Origin of the sequence: Aliiroseovarius sediminis, from assembly GCF_022678485.1 — a bacterium.
GTDB lineage: Bacteria > Pseudomonadota > Alphaproteobacteria > Rhodobacterales > Rhodobacteraceae > Aliiroseovarius > Aliiroseovarius sediminis.
Map to the genome: position 1 here is coordinate 23786 of NZ_JALBYP010000039.1, position 16289 is coordinate 40074.

Consider the following 16289-nt stretch of genomic DNA (forward strand, 5'->3'; position numbering starts at 1 on the left):
TCTCCTGTCGGCAACAGAAGGGCGTGGGCTATGCAAATCCGTCATCTTCCTAACCGGGATCGCCGCAAAACGGCGTCACCACTCTCAAGTTCGCACCAACCCATGGACCACGTTTTTTAACGGGGTTCCGCCCTTAGGCGGATCACCAATAAGCGAACGGCCGCTGCCCTTCATAGCGCAACATAGCACAGGCTGTTGCTACCGCGCGCAGGCGGGCTCCAACCCGGAACGGTTTTTTAGGATCTCCCTCTCCTCCTTGAGAAGACGGTTCTCACGTCGAAGCCGGTCATTCTCTTGAGCGAGGTTTAAATCCTCTTTCGACACCACATCAGTGTCCCGGTGCGCCATAATCCATTTGTTCAGCGTCGACATGCCGACACCCAAATCATCAGCGACCTGCTTACGCGTTAGCCCGCTTGTCAGCGCGATGCGCACCGCATCTTGACGAAATTCGTCCGTCCGTTTCAGTCCCATAGTCAGTCTCCTTTGGTGCAGTAAATGCTATCAAAGGAGCGGCATCAAACCGCGACAGGTCCAGTTCGTCCGAAACACGTGCGGTAGCATCGGTGTTGTGCTCGCGGACCTCACAGAACCCTCCAGATTCAGAGTAGTGAGGCCTTATGCGGGAGAAAAGCGCTCCAGACCTTGCAATGCTTCATTTGCCGAGGCTCAGTCTCAGGACGTCCGCCACGATCATGTCGTGGTCGGAAAGTGGCGTGCCGTCGGGAGCGATCGAAGACCGGATCTCGACCGGACCCAAGGTGACGCCCCGGGCTAGGAACCAGTCTAGCTTCATTGCGCGCTCCGGCCAGCGGGTAATCAGGCTGGGACGCGTGGTGGGGACTGCTTCATCCCCGCCATGACGGGTGAAGCCCGCAGCTTCGGCCAGCGCGAATAATCCCTCGGCGCGCCAGTTGCCGCCCGCATGGTTGCCGGTATTCAGGTCGCCGCCGATCAGCGCCGGAAGCCCCGGGAACTCGGTGTCGAGCGCGTCGATCAGCCCGGCGATCTGCGCTTGACGATGGGCGGCGGAACAGGCGCTTTCGAGGTGGGCGGCAATCAATAGCATGGGACCCGCCGCAGTCTCGACCCGAGCACCAATTGCGATGCGTTCACCCACCCGCGGCTGTTCGGCGTCGTCGAACCACTGTCGATGGCCGTGCAGGCGCAGGGCGAATGGTGCGCCCAGGTCTGCCCGCGACAACACAGCATTGCCGTGAAAGCCGATAGCGTTCTGAGTATCGGCGCAAAATTCCGCCTCGATGGGCGAACCCAGCCCGGTTTCGACGAATTCGACCGCGTAGGCATAGCCCATGTCGAGTTTGCCGGCGACCTCCGCCGTGGTGTGGGACTGGCCGGTGCGCGCCATGCCGCAATCCATCTCGGACAGCAGCAGCACATCACAATCGCTGGCATGTGCAGCCGAAGCAGGTGGAAAAAGACAACGTTCGAGGTTCCAGGCCCCGACCCTGAACGGCAGTGCAAGCGGCGCAGTCGCCGGCCCCTGCCGTAGTTCGATGGCATGCAGGGCCGCCACTTCTGAGGCATGGGCGTCATGGGTGGCTACGTCGCGCGTGAGCCCGTCGATGTCGCGCTGCGCGGCGCTCGGGACGGGAAGCGTGGCGACCGTTTCGCGGATCACGCGGGCACCGCGACAGGTTGAGTGGCGGCCTGCGGCACGCGGTGCCCGGTTTGGAGGTCAAAGAAGTGCAGCGCCAAAGGATCGACGGCAAGGCGCAGATCAGCTGGTAGCGATTCTGCTCCGGTTTCAGTCACAGCGACTTTCTGGCCATCGACGAAACCGTGAACGATCCGCTGGGCACCCAACTCCTCGATGTAATCGACGCGCATCGACAGCGCCCCGTCCGAGGCGATGCGCAGACCCTCGGGCCGCAGGCCCAGCGTCACCTCACCCGCAGGAACGGCGGTGGGCGCCACGGCTTTGTCGCCAATCCAGACTCGGCCCTCGGCCACCTTGGCGTCCAGAAGGCTCATCGCGGGCGAGCCGATGAAGGCCGCGACAAAGGCTGAGGCCGGGCGGCGATAGATCTCTAGCGGGGCGCCGATCTGCTCCACCGCGCCGTCACGCAAGACGATCAACCTGTCAGCGAGCGTCATCGCCTCAAGCTGATCGTGAGTAACGTATAGCGACGTGGTGCCCAGCCGTTTCTGCAGTCGTCGGATCTCGCCCCGCATGGACACCCGCAGCTTGGCGTCGAGGTTCGATAGAGGCTCGTCGAACAGGAACGCCGCCGGCTGGCGCACGATTGCGCGGCCCATCGCGACCCGCTGGCGTTGACCACCCGAGAGCGCGCGCGGCTTACGGTCGAGGTATGGGCCAAGCTCCAGCATTTGCGCGGCCTCTTCCACGCGCCGTGTGATCTCGTCTTTCGGCGTGCGGCGGTTCTTGAGCCCGTAGGCCATATTGTCCCGCACGGTCATGTGCGGGTAGAGCGCATAGTTCTGAAACACCATGGCGATGTCGCGGTCGGCAGGGTCGAGCGTGTTGACCGCTCGGTCGCCAATGCGCACATTCCCCTCGGTCACAGTTTCTAGCCCCGCGACCATGCGCAGAAGCGTGGACTTGCCGCAGCCCGAGGGGCCAACCAGCACGACGAATTCGCCGTCTTGGATATCGACACTCACGTCGCGCACAGCATCGACGCCGCCCGCATAGGTCTTACCGACATTCGAAAGGGTTACAGTTGCCATTATTTATCGCTTTCCGTTAGGCCCTTGATGAACATGCGCTGGAACACCACCACCACGATGACGGGCGGGATCATGGCCAGCACGGCCAGTGCAAAGGCTTCGTTGTAATCGGGGATCTGGCTGCCCACCCAAACCTGCAGGATCGACTTGATTCCGCGCATCAGGGTGTAGAACGACTCGTCGGTCGTCATGATCAGCGGCCAGAGGTACTGGTTCCAACCGTAGATGAACATGATGATGAAGATCGCCGCCATCATCGTCTTCGAAAGCGGCACCAACACGTCGAGAAAGAACTTCCACGGTCCCGCCCCGTCGATCCGTGCGGCTTCGAGCAGCTCGTCTGGGACGGACTTGAAAAACTGCCGGAAGAAAAAGGTGCCGGTCGCCGACGCAAGTAGCGGCACGATGAGCCCGGTGTAGGAGTTCAGGAGTCCCAGCGTCGACATCACCTGGTAGGACGGCATGATCCGCACTTCGAGCGGCAGTAGAAGCGTGGTGAAGATCGCCCAGAACATAAGCGTGGCAAAGCGGAAACGGAAATAGACCAGCGCATAGGCCGCGCTCATCGACAGCACAATCTTGCCCACCGCGAAGCCGATCCCCATGATCATCGAGTTGCCCAACATCAGAAGGCCGGTGACGTCACCGGTGAAGCCGCCACGCGCTGTCAGAACCTTGGTGTAGGTCTGCGCGGCGTCGTCGCCGGGCGTGAGGTAAAGGCCGCTGCTATGGATCTCGATCGCTGAGTGGGTCGAGGACATGAACGCCACGATCACTGGGAGCGCCATGAAGAGCGCGCCAAGGATGAGGACAAGGTGGTCGAAAGGTTTCACACGTTGCATTTCATCACCCGTAGTGGACGCGGCGTTCGATAAAGCGGAACTGCACCACGGTCAGCGCCGCGACGACCACCATCAGGATCACCGACTGGGCCGAGGATCCGCCGATGTCGTTACCTTTGAAACCGTCGAGATAGACCTTGTAGACCAGCGTCATCGGGTTGTTGGCGGGCTTGTCCTTCACCACCACATCGAAGATCGCGAAGGTGTCAAACATCGCATAGGTGATGTTGATGATCAGCAGGAAGAACGCGGTGGGCGCCAGAAGTGGCATCACGATATCACGAAACCGCCGCCAGCCCGACCGCGCGTCGATCAGCGCGGCTTCGCACACCGAGACGGGCACGGTCTGCAACCCCGACAGGAAGAAGATGAAGTTGTAGGGGATCTGTTTCCAGACCGAGATTGTGGTGACCGCGATCGCGGTGTCCCAGTAATTCACGCCGACCCGCAGGTCGTGGCCGAAGAAGGCGAAGAGATCGGTCATCGGCCCGATGTGCTGGTCAAAGATCATCATGCCGATCATCCCTGCGACCGGCGGCGCGATGGCGTATACCGAGATCAGCACCGTTTTGTAAGGTCCCGCCCCGCGGATCACCTTGTCGGCCTTCACGGCAAGCAGAAGACCGATGCCCAGTGACAGAGCGGTGACGACGACGCAAAAGAACGCCGTGAAAACGGCGGTCGCCTGGTAGCGCGAATTGGTCAGCGCGTCGGTGTAGTTCTCCGTCCCCACGAAGGTCGCGCCGAAGCCGAAGGGGTCTTCGATGTAGAACGACGACAGCACTGCCTCGACCGAGGGCCAGTAGAAGAAGATCACGACCACGGCTAGCTGCGGGGCCAGGAACAACCACGGCGTCAGTGGCCGGTTGAACTGGACCCGTTTCTGCGGCGACGAGACGCCGGCCCGTGCAAGGCCGCGCATAAGCCGCGCGAAGGGCCGGCGCGGGGCTTGGGCGGATGAATGGGTGTTGCTCACGTGGGTTTCCCGAAAGTCGAAATGAAAGAAAGGACGGAGCGGCAGACGCTCCGCCCCAGTGCTGTGGCAGGATCAGTTCGACGCGGTGCGGCCGAAACGTTCCAGCAGCTGGTTGCCCTCGGCCTCGATGGTCTCGAAGGCCTCGCGGACTTCGACTTCGCCCGAGAAGATGCGGTTAAACTCGCGCTCCATCACGGTGCGGATTTGCGGGTAGAAGCCCAGGCGGTAGCCCGAGGTCCACTCGCCGCCTTCCAGCTGAAGTTGCTTGATGCCGACCTCGGCGACGGGCTGCTCTTCGTAGTAGCCTGCGTCGCGCGCCATTTCGTAGGCAGCTTCGGTGATCGGCACGTAGCCCGTGTTCTTATGGTAGTAGACCTGTACCTCGGGCGAGGTCAGGAAGGTAAAGAACTGCGCGGTGCAGGTGTTCTCTTCGTCCGGATGCCCGGCCATCGCGAACAGCGCGGCGCCACCGATGAAGCTTTGCGTGCCGGCGCTTTCGATACTGTCCCAGTAAGGCAAGAATACGGCAGAGAAGTCGTCCGACATAGACTGCTGAAGCCCGCCGAACGACCCCGATGAGCCGATCCACATCGCGCTTTCGCCTTCTTCGAAGGGCCGCAGGTTGTCGCCCCAGCCGGCGCCGTAGAAGCCGAAAAGACCCTCGTCGGCCCATTCCTTGAGTTTCTCGAACATCATCACCTGATTTTCATCAATGACGATGATCTCTGTGCCGTCCACGGCGTCGTACCCGTTGTTATTGGTCGCGAACTGCAGGTTGTTCCGCGATTTGAAGTTCTCGACCATCATCCAGGTCAGTTGCGAGGCAGTCAACGGCAGGTAGCCGGCCTCTTTCAGCGCGGGCGCGATCTCTTCGAACTCTTCCCAGGTTTCCGGGGGCTGCACACCGGCTTCTTCGAAGGCTGCGGCGTTGTAGTACATGATCGGCGCCGACGAGTTGAAAGGCATGCCGATGAACTTGCCGTCCGAGTCAGCGTAGAAGCCCCGGACGCCGGGGATGAAGTTTTCACGGTCGAACTCTTCGCCCGCGTCGAGGATCAGGTCCTCTGCGGCGATGGTCGCACCTTCGGCCGAGATGATCGTCGCAGCACCTGCGTCGAAAACCTGCAGAATGTTGGGCTGCTCGCCCGACCGGAAGGCGGCGATGCCCGACGACAATGCCTCTTCGTAGGTTCCGCGCGAGATCGGCGTAAGGTTGCACTGATCCTGTGCGTCGTTGAACTGCTGCGAAATCTCGTTGATGACCTCGCCGTTACGGCCTCCCATACCGTGCCACCAGCTGATATCAGTGGCGGCAATTGCGGTCGTTGCAGTCAGTATGGAACCGATCGCGATGCTTGTAGTTTTGATCATGGTGATCCTCATTGTTGTATTCTGATATACGCCCTCGTACGTCGGGTTTGTAACAATCTCTCATCATTCTCGTGAAAACATTGTAACACGGCGCTGAGTTTCCTCGAAAGCAGGCCGTGTGTCCTTTTCGGTTGCGGCAGGCTTGCCCTGTATTCCCGACCCCACCGCGTTCGACCTCCCCGACCGCGGGGGGCAATCGCCACTTTCGACCTTGTGGCGTGAACCCGTAGACCCTTTCTGTCCCCTACTACACGGCTTGCGCGGCCTGTCATCAAGACGGTACCGATCTGAACGCCTGGCTTGTGCGTGAAGGGTGGGCCGTGGCTTATCGCCGATACAGCCGCGACTACATCCGCGATGAGACCGAAGCCAGATCCGCACGGCGCAATATCTGGTCCGGACGCTTTGACATGCCGTGGGACTGGCGCCGCGCGCAACGTGGTGGATGACGACGGGCGAGGCTGTAAGATCGCGATCTTGCCGACCAACGCAACCGCAATACGCATCACCAATGTTGCAATAGTATATTTTCGTATGTATGCTGGGTGAAGATCGTCAAGGGTCCTTGCCATGCGTTTCGAATTCAAAAACCTCCCTCTGGTGGCCTTTTTAGCTCTCGCCTTGACCGGCCCAACAGTTGCGACGCAAGCACGCGCCCAAACCTATCAGATCGATTGTGCCATCCTACTGTGTTTGTCCGGTGGATGGCCAGCTTCCGTGCCCTGCGCACGTGCGCGGGCCGAGTTCATCCGGCGCATCACACCTTGGCCAGTGGAGCCACCGCTGCAGATTTGGCGCTGCCCCATGGGTGCGTCTTACGATGGGCCTGCCAGGTCGCGCCCCACGGACCGGATCTTCGATGCCCTATATGGTGGTTCAGGAACCGCATCAAACTCTTCAGCCCCGCTCTTTGATCAGGCCGCCACAGCAGGCGGCATGCTCGAGCCCAAAGGTTCAAATGCGGCCTGGGACAACCTCGTAAGGGCTGATTACGCCCTCCATCTCGTAGAAGACCGCGCCGACATCGATATCAGCGGGCCGGAATTCAATTTCGTGCGCTCCATTCGCGTGTTCGATGTACGATATGCATGGCAACGGGAATCCGGAGAGGATGGAGATTGCAATCGGAGCGCGACCGTCGTGCTTGGAACCTACGGTACACAGGGCGACTTTTCGTGGAGGGCGTCGTCACCCGCAGCGCTTCCGGCTGCGCATGCCGGTCTCGAGCGATGGCGCGAGCACTGCCCGAGCATTTATCACAGATCCGTCTTTGTGGAGTGGCGTGATTATGACGGGAATTACGGCTTCGAGCAGGTCAATTACTGACTGTTGCGCCGCAGCGACGTCGGTCGTGTCGCGAAGGTGGTAGAAATTCGAAGGTGGCGTAATCTGCGGGTGACTTGAACCCACCCAACCGGCGGCTGACACCGCCAGGGAGATCACGCCATGAAGAACAATACTGACACTGCCACGCTTTTGCTACTGTCCAATGAAACGGGCCATGATCCGATCGAGGATCGCCTTCGAGAAAATATCCGCGCCACGATCGAGGCGGTTTTCGAAGAGGAATTGGAGGCGTTTCTGGGGCGCTGCCGCTATGACCGCAGCACCGACAAACCCACGGGCTACCGGCACGGCCACCGGGAGCGTCAGTTGATTGGCACGTTTGGGACCGAGACGATAAGCGTGCCGCGTGCCCGCGCCGTCGATAAGACCGGCAAGTCCACGGAATGGCGCTCGAAGGCGCTGCCGCGTTATCAGCGGCTGACCAAGAAGGCTGAAGCGCTGATTGCCTCGGTCTATCTGGCAGGCACGAACACGCGGCGCGTGAAACGGGCGCTGTATGGGCTATTCGAAGGCGCGGTCAGCAAGGATGTGGTCAGCCGGGCCTGGCGCAAGGTGAAGGTCGACTGGGATGCCTGGGTGGCGCGCAACCTGGCCAATGAGGACATCGTCCGGCTGATTCTCGACGGCACGGTGATCAAGACGCGCATTGACAAGAAAGCCACCAACATCTCGGTGCCGGCGGCCATTGGAGTGCGCCGGGACGGGCAGAAGGTGCTGCTTTCGATCATGAATATGGGCGGTGAAAGCAAGGCTGCCTGGGCCGAGTTTCTCGGCGATCTCGACGCGCGCGGCCTGAAGCGACCGGAATTTGTCATTGTCGACGGCGCCCCCGGTCTTGAGGCCGCTCTTGTCGCGCTCTGGGGAGAGGACCTGCCGATCCAGCGCTGCACGGTTCACAAGCATCGCAATCTTCTCGGCCACGCCCCGAAACCCATGCAGGACGAGTTGACCGAGGATTATCGCGACATGATCTATGCCGAAAATGCGGCTGAAATCGACAAGCGTCGCAAGGCCTTCCTGCGCAAATGGCGGTTGAAATGCCGCGCGGTGGCGGACAGCCTGGAAGAGGCCGGAGACCAGCTGTTCACCTTCACCCGGCTGGACTCGCCGCAGTGGAAATCAGCCCGCACGACAAACGCCATCGAGCGCCTGAACGAGGAGTTCCGCCGCCGCATCAAAACCCAAACCGTGCTGCCCTGCGCCGAAACCGTGCCGATGCTGCTCTGGGCGCTGATGGCATCGAGCCAGATCCAGATGCGGAAAGTGGACGGTTGGGAAACGCTGGCTCAGCCCATCGCCCCGATCAGCCTTGACCTCGCGGCCTGATCAGGCCCAAATCATCATGCTCGGAGGACGGCCGCCGGAGAATTTCCACCAGATTCGAGACACCACCCAACAAATCTGTCCCACAGGTGCTGACGTCAGACAGCCCCGCGGATCGGGTCGCTGGTTAAAGCCTTAAGAAGGCGCGTATCAGCATCCGTTAATTTTCCGAAATGTTGAGTGATAAGTTGAGCGAGGTCCGTAGGGGGATTGCGTCGATCAATCATAAATGAATTTCCCCGCTGCGGAGCATCAGGCAGTCTCTTTCACATGCGTTTTGGGCATCTGACTGTGATGCACCACTGGAAGGTCTAATCTAACCCCAGATATAGCATCAAAGCACAGTACTTGCGAAGGATCTAATGACAGCCATATCTTATCCCCTTCATGCGGCAATTCTTCGCCTCGCGCCACAACCGCTGACAGTCGGCCAGCTTCACTTTCGCAGTGTACGATGAAAGTCGCCCCTGTCATTTCAGTCAGAACGACGCGCGCAGCAATGGAAGGCCCGCTGACAGGACTGCGATTTAAGCTTAAGGCCTCAGGCCGGAACCCAACATCGATATCACGCGCGCCACCCCAATCATCAATACAGTCAGATGGGACAAAATTCATGGCAGGCGAGCCTAAAAAACCAGCAACAAAGCGATTGACCGGCTGATCGTAAATCATATCTGGAGTATCGAACTGCTGTAGATGCCCGTCCTTCATCACCGCGACACGGTCAGCCAATGATAGTGCCTCGGTTTGATCGTGTGTCACATAGATGATCGTTGCCCCAAGTTGACGGTGTAAGTCTTTAATTTCAGTGCGCATGGCAACCCGCAGAGCATTGTCCAGATTTGACAAAGGCTCATCCATTAAAAACGTCGAACAATCACGCGCCATTGCACGCCCCATAGCAACCCGCTGGCGTTGCCCACCAGATAGCGCGCCAGGTTTGCGATCCAGATACGATGTAAGCTGCAATGTTTCCGCCACAGATCGAGCTCGTTTTAGGCGTTCCACTTTTGGCACTTTGCGCAGTTCTAATCCAAAAGCGATATTTTCCAAAACCGTCATATGCGGATACAGCGCATAGTTTTGAAAGATCATCCCGATATCGCGATCTTGTGGCGGCAGGTCATTCGCCCGTTTGCCATCAATCAAAAGTTCACCTTGCTCACAAGGGTCAAGCCCCGCCAATAGCCGCAGCAACGTGGACTTTCCGCATCCCGAAGGACCAACAATAACAATGAATTCGCCGTGCTGGATATCCATCGATACACCATGCAAAATCTGTGGCCCACCCGCATAGGATTTACGAATGTCTTTCAAAGTGATCGCGCTCATTGGGCTGCCTCTTGCATAAATGCTTTGCGCACCGCAATCGCCAGATTGGGGCGGTCTGTTGTGAACACTTTGGCTCGCATAGCCAACGCTTTTCTGATCTGGGGTTCGGTATGTGCGGCCCAACACCCAAAGCTTAGACCAGCATCCGTTACCTGCATCATCACATCTTCACTGACGTGATCAATGTTCAATCCGATCTCAGGGATGTCATGCTGTTTTGCCACGTCAATCACTGTCGCCATTCCCAGTTGTTTCTGCACCGCAGGACTGACAAGCCATAAACAAGGACGCGCTGTGTGGCGCTTGACCTCATCGAGGTTGGCAATCAAAAAAGACGAAAAAACTGTACGTTCCAACATGGCGTTGTGAAACAATTTCTCGATCACTTTCGGCACAAAATTTGCATAAGGCGCGCCGTTTTGATCTGGCTTAAATTCACACCTGAAATTCACCGAACTATGTTGATACAACGCGCAAAGCTCTTTGAGCGATATGGGATGTTCATCAATGCCATAGTCGATGTTTGCGGCACGAATTTCGGCCTCTGTAAGGGTATTCAGCGCCCCAGTACGATCTGTTGTGCGGTCAAGTGTCGGGTCATGATGCACCATGATAGCGCCGTCTTTGCTTGGGTGCAGGTCAAACTCGACCTCGTCCAGCGGCAGGGATGCCGTTGTACGAAACCCAAAAGGCGTGCTGTCGCCATACTCCAGCGTGCCACCACGATGCGATGCAATGCGTGTCATATTACTAATCCTAGTGTGCGTCACTTTACTGCTCCCATCATCATGCCGCGTATCAAATGACGTTCGACCAAGATGAAACCAACAAGAACGGGTAATATGGTGATGGTTGAGGCCGCCATAACCAGTGGCCAATCGATGATATCTTCGCCTGGATTCACACGGTACAGGCGTGCCAAACCGATCTGCAATGTGTAAAGATCTTCGCGTCCAATCGCGACAAGCGGCCAAATATAATTGTTCCATTCCGAGATGAAAATATAGAGCCCCATCGACAGGATAGCGGGCTTTGACAGCGGAATGATCACCCGCCACAGCACCTTCAAAGGCGATGCCCCATCCATATAGGCCGCTTCATCCAGCGCACGCGGGATGCCGCGAATAAATTGACGTAAGAAAAAGGCCGCAAATCCATTAGATACCGCAGGCAAAACCAATCCCGCATAGGTATCCAGCAGGCCCGCCTTAGCCAGCGTTAGATAGTTCGGGATCAAAGTGATATGACTTGGGATCATCAATGTCGCCACGACAGCCCCAAACAACAGATTACTTCCCGCAAATGTATAGCGCGCAAAGGCAAACGCGGCACAGGTAGCCACTGCCAAACCAATGAGCGTCACAAGTCCGGACACGATCACCGAATTCACCAGATAGCGCGCAAAATTATATTGTCCGATCGCCATCTCATAGTTGCGAAACGTAAAGTCGATATTGCCCGTGTAGTAAGCATCAGCCGTCTGAAACGACATCCAGATGGAATACAAAACAGGCGACAAAAACAGCAGCCCAGCGACCAACGCTAAGACGGCCACAAATGGATTTTCAGGCTTCATAATGTACCTTTCGCCCAATAACGCGGGATTTAACCACCGCCAATGTAATGAGGAATGCGAATAGCAACACCGCCAAGGCAGAGCCCACACCGATGTCGAACAGATTGAACCCCACGCGGTACAACATATTGACCAACAAATCCGTCGCCCCCGCAGGTCCGCCTTTGGTCATGACGTCAACTATGGTGAAAACTTGAAAAGCTTCGATCACTGAAATCATCAGCAAGAAATACGTTGTCGGCATCACAAGCGGCACAGTGATGCGGCGAAAGACATGGGCCTTGCGCCCCCCATCAACAGCCGCTGCGTCATACAGTTCAGGCGCAATCGCTTGCAGGCCCGCGATATATATAATGATGTCGTAGCCAAGTTGCTTCCACGTATTGACAAAGATCAACACCCACAAGGCAACATGCGGTTCTTGCAACCATGCCACTTTTGGCAGACCAAAGCTCGACAGCAGCGCATTCATCATGCCGTAATCTGTCGAAAAGACCCAAGAAAACACCACGCCGATGGCAACGGTCGACGTGACAGATGGAAAAAACAGCGCGCCTCGCATCAAGCGCGATACCAAAGTTTCACGTAAAAGTTGATTGGCGATGAACAGTGCCAAAAGCAAACGCAGCGGCACTGATATAATAGCAAAGATCGCCGTCACACGCAGAGCGTTCCAAAATTCACGACTGTCCAAAAGCAGGCGATAATTATCAAACCCGACATAAGGCTTGGTCGGCGATAGAAAGTCCCATTCGCGCAGGCTAAGGTTCATGCTTTGAGCGATCGGGATGTAGGTGAAGACCGCGATGAATCCGAGCAGCGGCAGCACAAAAAGATAGGGCGTCATACGGCGCAACATAAAGGGGCCTTCCAAATCATGAAACGAGGCCCCAACGCATTGGAGCCTCGCTTGTTTGTTGAGTTCCGGATTATTTTTTAAGACGATCAGCTTCTGCGCGCGTGCGTTCAGCAAACTCGTTCAAGACGTCTGGTACTTCACGTTGGCCCAATGCCATAGCTTGCCATAGATCATATTCAGAGGCGCGCATCCATGTCACGACCGGAGGACGAGGGCGTCCGCGAGCAACATCAAGTTGGTTGATAGCCACATCGATGCCGGGCTTTTCAGCCAGTGCTTCTATCGCAAGAGGTTGTTCTGCAGTGTTTTTATTGATCGGCATGTAACCTGTCTCTGAAAACCATATAGCATTGGATTCAGGAGAGGCCGCAAAGCTGATGAATTTATATGCCGCGTCTTGAACCTCTTGTTCAGATGTAGACAAAATACCGATCCCTGCCCCGCCGATTGGCACGGCGCAGACTTTATTGCACGGCATCGGCACGACAGCCAAATCGTCACCCAAAGCTGACGTCGAACGCCCGTAGTTGCCAGTCGAGTTGATCATCATACCAACTTTGCCAGCCAAAAATGCATCACGACCGTTGTTTTCTTGGGTCACGCCATCGGGCGAAGCAACCTTGTGCTCATGCACCAGCGACGCCATGAATTCATAGGCTTCGATCGTATTTGGCGCATCGAGCAAAATATCACCAGAAACGCTATCGATCAGATCACTGTCATTGTCCATGACCAAACCCCAGCGCGCAAATTGTCCGGGAGCGGCGATACCAGAAATGCCGTCTTCGCCAAGTGTTTGTGTAATTTTTTGAGCGGCAGCCAACAGGTCATCATAAGTCTTCAAAGGTGTATTTTCGTCAAGGCCGGCCTGTTGGAAAATCGCTTTGTTGAAATACAAAACAGGTGTTGAGGAATTAAACGGTACTATATAGTTTTTGCCTTCATACACGCCGACTTCGCGGGCGAAGTTGAACAGATCATCTTTGAGTGGATCTGCGTCAACATAGGCTGTCAAATCTTTCAACACATCGCGATCCGCGAACAAACCGTATCGTGTGACTTCCATGATCACCGCATCAGGCGCGCGCCGCGCAGGGATCGCCGCTTGAAGTTTCGTGACGATGTCGTTGTAGTTGCCGATCTCTTGCGCATCAATTTTGATATCAGCGTTTTCCGCTTCAAAATTTTCAATGATACGGTTCAGCGCATCACCAGAAGATCCACCAAAACTGTGCCAGAATTCAACGGTCACATCCGCCGCGGCTAAAGTCGTTGATCCCAGCAAAGCCAACAGCCCTGCGCTTGTAATATTCTTGATACGTGCAATCATTTCAACACCCATTTTTGCAATATTAATTGCAGTTTCATCAGGGTACGGAATAGACAGCTATTGTAACGATATTAATAAAAACACATGAAAAATAAGTAACAAACGTAGATTAATACAGTATAGTTGCACCCTTTTATGAGCAATTGTAATCGGCAGAGCAATACTCGGCCACGGTAGCGGCGGCATTGTGTTGTCGCGGGCGGCGTAAAAGTCGTCCACTTTTGCCCTTTCTGTTTTGGGAGGGCGTGAGGATATTCACCGTGGAATTGTATTTGAAGGTCCGTCGTGCTCATTTTCAGGATGGATTGAGCGGGCGGCAGATTGGGTAATCTCCCCGTTTTTACGGGGGCTTGGTCGTAGAATTTACGCGGCCATTCTCAGTTTCTGGACGGGCGTCATGCCGCCGTTGCCCATATTGGGGCGCTCGTTGTTGTAAGACCAGAGCCATTCGGTGGCAATCTGCTGCACTTGGTCGATAGTTTCGAAGATGTGGAGGTCCAGCCATTCATGCCGGACCGTCCGATTGTAGCGCTCGACATAGGCGTTCTGCTGCGGTTTCCCGGGCTGGATATGGGCCAGGGCGATGCCTTTTTGTTCGGCCCATTCCATTAGCGTTCCACTGACGTATTCAGTGCCGTAACACCTTCGGAATGGCGTTGATTTAGAGGCTATGATTGCCTGCGCAGCCCCCAAATAGCGCAGCAGGTGATCATAGCCGAGCTCAGGTCCCTACAGTGGTTTTGCACAAACCACACCGCAAGGGAGACCGACTATGACCAATGCCAGTATTGCACAGGCCGAGCCTGTCCTGGTGGCGATTGATATCGCAAAAGCCCGCCATGAAGTTTTGATCTCGGTTCCGGGCAGAAAGCGCCGCCGCCGTCTGACTGTTCTGAACCAACTCGACGACTTCAACCGGTGGTGTCCCGCAGAGCCTTGTACGAAATCAAACCTGCAACGCAGGCACACTCACACAATCGAGGGCCATAAAGGCCATATTCTACCATGTCAGTCGTTGCGACAGGGCAGCTGCATGAGAGACGCGAAGTCAATTTGAGCTTTATCCGCATCGCAGAGCTCCGGGTAAATCTTTGAGACACGCTGCGGGCCATGGATGTCCCACCGGATTGCCAGAGCACCTGTGTTCCAGCGATATACCCAGCCGACAATGGTTTCTTCATCGGCTGCAATCAAATTGGCGATCGCGACGCCTTCGACCTCATTTTCGTTCACTGTTTACTGACTTCCTGCAATTTGGCGTTGCGGATAGCAGCTCAGATCCAAAGCGTTTGCTGCAACCGTGTGCCGGGCCTCGTTAAAATCGGTTACTGTTCGTCCTCGCGGTAACGAATTCACACCGGGAGAAGTCAGCTCCCGTGTTCTCGAAAGATGAAATGGATCAAATCCGGTGGTCGGGCTCCGTGGCGGCTTCAACGATCGCCAGAACCTTGAAGGGGTCAAAGCCAATGGCGCGCGCCAGAACGACCAGTTCGACGACGTCGACCCGGCGCTGACCGCTTTCAAGGCGGGCAATGAGGGATTGATGGCACTTGAGCTTGACCGCCAAGTCCTCCTGACCGAGGCCCGCCTTGATGCGGGCGTCGACCAATGCTTGGCAGAGTGCCACCTGTCCCGTGCTTCTGATTGTCTTTGCCACGCGTCACATACCTTTTGTGACGTCGCTAGCGGATGAAATCTGTTATCTAAAAAGTAGATATATGAGGGTGTTATCGGCGTCTGGTTTCCATGGGCTGCAAGTCTGATGCTCCCGAGGTTGCCCATCAATCCCCTACCAATTGCAGGAACCGGCCGTAGTCCTCGCTGACTTCGCGCGCTTCCTCGAAGGCGCGGGCGCGTTCGCTGTCGAGGCAACGGAAGTAGCTCTGGATATCCTGGATGTAGTCTTCGAAATCGCCACGGATGATGTCTGCATAGTCCCGCGCTGCCTGCGAATCGCTTGGCACGAAAGGACGGGCCGGGGCGAAGCAGGATTCCGCCAAAACCTGCCCGGGAACGCAGATCAGAAGGACCATAGCTTGCAATGGGAGCAGGCCTGTCAACCTTGGGTTTCTCAAACCTGTTATCTCCTTGATCGCAGACACTGGCCGTGACTAGTGTTTGCGTGACCAAACTACAGCTAAAGCACGATATTACATCTTGCGGCTGATAGTATACTATCGTAACTCTGGGCTTCAAGTGGGAATGCCTGGGGTCGCGCCATTGGAGAAAGCGTGAGCCGGGCCATGAACTGGGACATCGAAGCACCAAATGTGGTTACGGAAGCCAGGTTCCGCGAGCTCGTGGAAAGCGGCTATAGCGCAGAAATCCTGTGCCAGGAGTCGGCACACAAGAAGGGCCCCAGCTATTACGGGGTCTGGATCATGCGCGTTGTCTCTGATGATGGCGTGGAAAAGCTCCTCGTCACCGCCCGTACGCGGACGACTTACAACGATATCAAGATCCGCGAGTTCAAGACGATCTCTGGCGTGGTGTCATTCTTCATTGGCCTTGGCTTTGCGCATGTCGACCTGCCGCTTGAGGCGGGGACAAGCCGTACGCACAAATTCGCCCCGCCAGACAAAGTCCCATCAGACAAGGGCGCTGACACCTAGCCTCGTCTG

Annotated in this window: 17 protein-coding genes and 3 pseudogenes; 5 read left to right on the plus strand and 15 right to left on the minus strand. The window is 56.6% G+C overall.

Annotated elements, in window-relative coordinates:
- Positions 1 to 234: 234 nt before the first annotated feature.
- The 6 genes and pseudogenes from MN186_RS15705 to MN186_RS15730 form a co-directional block, all read right to left on the minus strand.
- Positions 235 to 474 (minus strand): annotated as a pseudogene (locus MN186_RS15705) (transposase); the annotation flags it as partial.
- 181 nt (positions 475 to 655) lie between these two features.
- Positions 656 to 1642 carry an endonuclease/exonuclease/phosphatase family protein gene (locus MN186_RS15710; protein ID WP_242115318.1) on the minus strand — a complete coding sequence of 329 codons (987 nt, stop codon included), beginning with the start codon at positions 1640 to 1642 and terminating at the stop codon, positions 656 to 658.
- Positions 1639 to 2712: a sn-glycerol-3-phosphate ABC transporter ATP-binding protein UgpC gene (ugpC, locus tag MN186_RS15715; protein ID WP_242115319.1), complete on the minus strand. Its 1074-nt coding sequence runs from the start codon at positions 2710 to 2712 to the stop codon at positions 1639 to 1641. The genes MN186_RS15710 and ugpC overlap by 4 nt, the downstream gene beginning before the upstream one ends.
- Positions 2712 to 3554, minus strand: a complete 843-nt coding sequence (gene ugpE, locus MN186_RS15720; RefSeq protein ID WP_242115320.1) for a sn-glycerol-3-phosphate ABC transporter permease UgpE — start codon at positions 3552 to 3554, stop codon at positions 2712 to 2714. The genes ugpC and ugpE overlap by 1 nt, the downstream gene beginning before the upstream one ends.
- A gap of 4 nt (positions 3555 to 3558) precedes the next feature.
- Entirely contained in the window at positions 3559 to 4476 is a 918-nt protein-coding gene (locus MN186_RS15725; RefSeq protein ID WP_242115805.1) for an ABC transporter permease subunit, read from the minus strand.
- Positions 4477 to 4602: 126 nt separating this feature from the next.
- Positions 4603 to 5901, minus strand: a complete 1299-nt coding sequence (locus tag MN186_RS15730) for an extracellular solute-binding protein (RefSeq protein WP_242115321.1) — start codon at positions 5899 to 5901, stop codon at positions 4603 to 4605.
- 287 nt (positions 5902 to 6188) lie between these two features.
- Between MN186_RS15730 and MN186_RS15735 the strand changes: the two genes are divergently transcribed.
- The 3 genes from MN186_RS15735 (at position 6189) to MN186_RS15745 (ending at position 8574) form a co-directional block, all read left to right on the plus strand.
- Entirely contained in the window at positions 6189 to 6350 is a 162-nt protein-coding gene (locus tag MN186_RS15735) for a thermonuclease family protein (protein ID WP_255744440.1), read from the plus strand.
- 121 nt (positions 6351 to 6471) lie between these two features.
- Positions 6472 to 7227, plus strand: a complete 756-nt coding sequence (locus MN186_RS15740) for a hypothetical protein (RefSeq protein WP_242115323.1) — start codon at positions 6472 to 6474, stop codon at positions 7225 to 7227.
- Between the two features lie 120 nt (positions 7228 to 7347).
- Complete coding sequence (locus MN186_RS15745; RefSeq protein ID WP_242115324.1) at positions 7348 to 8574, plus strand: IS256 family transposase; 1227 nt, start codon at positions 7348 to 7350, stop codon at positions 8572 to 8574.
- Positions 8575 to 8823: 249 nt separating this feature from the next.
- Here MN186_RS15745 and MN186_RS15750 read toward each other — a convergent pair whose 3' ends face one another.
- From MN186_RS15750 to MN186_RS15775, 6 genes and pseudogenes are all read right to left on the minus strand, one after another.
- Positions 8824 to 9903: an ABC transporter ATP-binding protein gene (locus MN186_RS15750; protein ID WP_242115325.1), complete on the minus strand. Its 1080-nt coding sequence runs from the start codon at positions 9901 to 9903 to the stop codon at positions 8824 to 8826.
- Positions 9900 to 10649 carry a glycerophosphodiester phosphodiesterase family protein gene (locus MN186_RS15755; RefSeq protein WP_242115326.1) on the minus strand — a complete coding sequence of 250 codons (750 nt, stop codon included), beginning with the start codon at positions 10647 to 10649 and terminating at the stop codon, positions 9900 to 9902. Before MN186_RS15755 ends, MN186_RS15750 begins: the two co-directional genes overlap by 4 nt.
- 20 nt (positions 10650 to 10669) lie before the next feature.
- Complete coding sequence (locus MN186_RS15760) at positions 10670 to 11479, minus strand: carbohydrate ABC transporter permease (protein ID WP_242115327.1); 810 nt, start codon at positions 11477 to 11479, stop codon at positions 10670 to 10672.
- Positions 11469 to 12452 (minus strand): carbohydrate ABC transporter permease, encoded by a 984-nt coding sequence (locus MN186_RS15765; protein ID WP_242115328.1) that lies wholly within the window; start codon positions 12450 to 12452, stop codon positions 11469 to 11471. Before MN186_RS15765 ends, MN186_RS15760 begins: the two co-directional genes overlap by 11 nt.
- Positions 12409 to 13680: an ABC transporter substrate-binding protein gene (locus MN186_RS15770; protein WP_242115329.1), complete on the minus strand. Its 1272-nt coding sequence runs from the start codon at positions 13678 to 13680 to the stop codon at positions 12409 to 12411. The genes MN186_RS15765 and MN186_RS15770 overlap by 44 nt, the downstream gene beginning before the upstream one ends.
- Before the next feature lie 351 nt (positions 13681 to 14031).
- Positions 14032 to 14304: pseudogene (locus MN186_RS15775) on the minus strand (transposase); the annotation flags it as partial.
- 136 nt (positions 14305 to 14440) lie between these two features.
- Here MN186_RS15775 and MN186_RS15780 point away from each other — a divergent pair.
- Positions 14441 to 14587 (plus strand): annotated as a pseudogene (locus tag MN186_RS15780) (IS110 family transposase); the annotation flags it as partial.
- 89 nt (positions 14588 to 14676) lie between these two features.
- Here MN186_RS15780 and MN186_RS15785 read toward each other — a convergent pair.
- The 3 genes from MN186_RS15785 to MN186_RS15795 form a co-directional block, all read right to left on the minus strand.
- On the minus strand, positions 14677 to 14901 hold the full coding sequence (locus MN186_RS15785; protein WP_242115330.1) for a hypothetical protein: 225 nt from the start codon (positions 14899 to 14901) through the stop codon (positions 14677 to 14679).
- Between the two features lie 166 nt (positions 14902 to 15067).
- The gene (locus MN186_RS15790) at positions 15068 to 15325 is read right to left on the minus strand and encodes a helix-turn-helix domain-containing protein (protein ID WP_242115331.1); all 258 of its coding nucleotides are present in this window, start codon (positions 15323 to 15325) and stop codon (positions 15068 to 15070) included.
- Between the two features lie 124 nt (positions 15326 to 15449).
- Positions 15450 to 15701: a hypothetical protein gene (locus MN186_RS15795; RefSeq protein ID WP_242115332.1), complete on the minus strand. Its 252-nt coding sequence runs from the start codon at positions 15699 to 15701 to the stop codon at positions 15450 to 15452.
- A gap of 210 nt (positions 15702 to 15911) precedes the next feature.
- Here MN186_RS15795 and MN186_RS15800 point away from each other — a divergent pair, with 210 nt between their 5' ends.
- On the plus strand, positions 15912 to 16280 hold the full coding sequence (locus MN186_RS15800; RefSeq protein WP_242115333.1) for a hypothetical protein: 369 nt from the start codon (positions 15912 to 15914) through the stop codon (positions 16278 to 16280).
- Positions 16281 to 16289 lie beyond the last annotated feature (9 nt).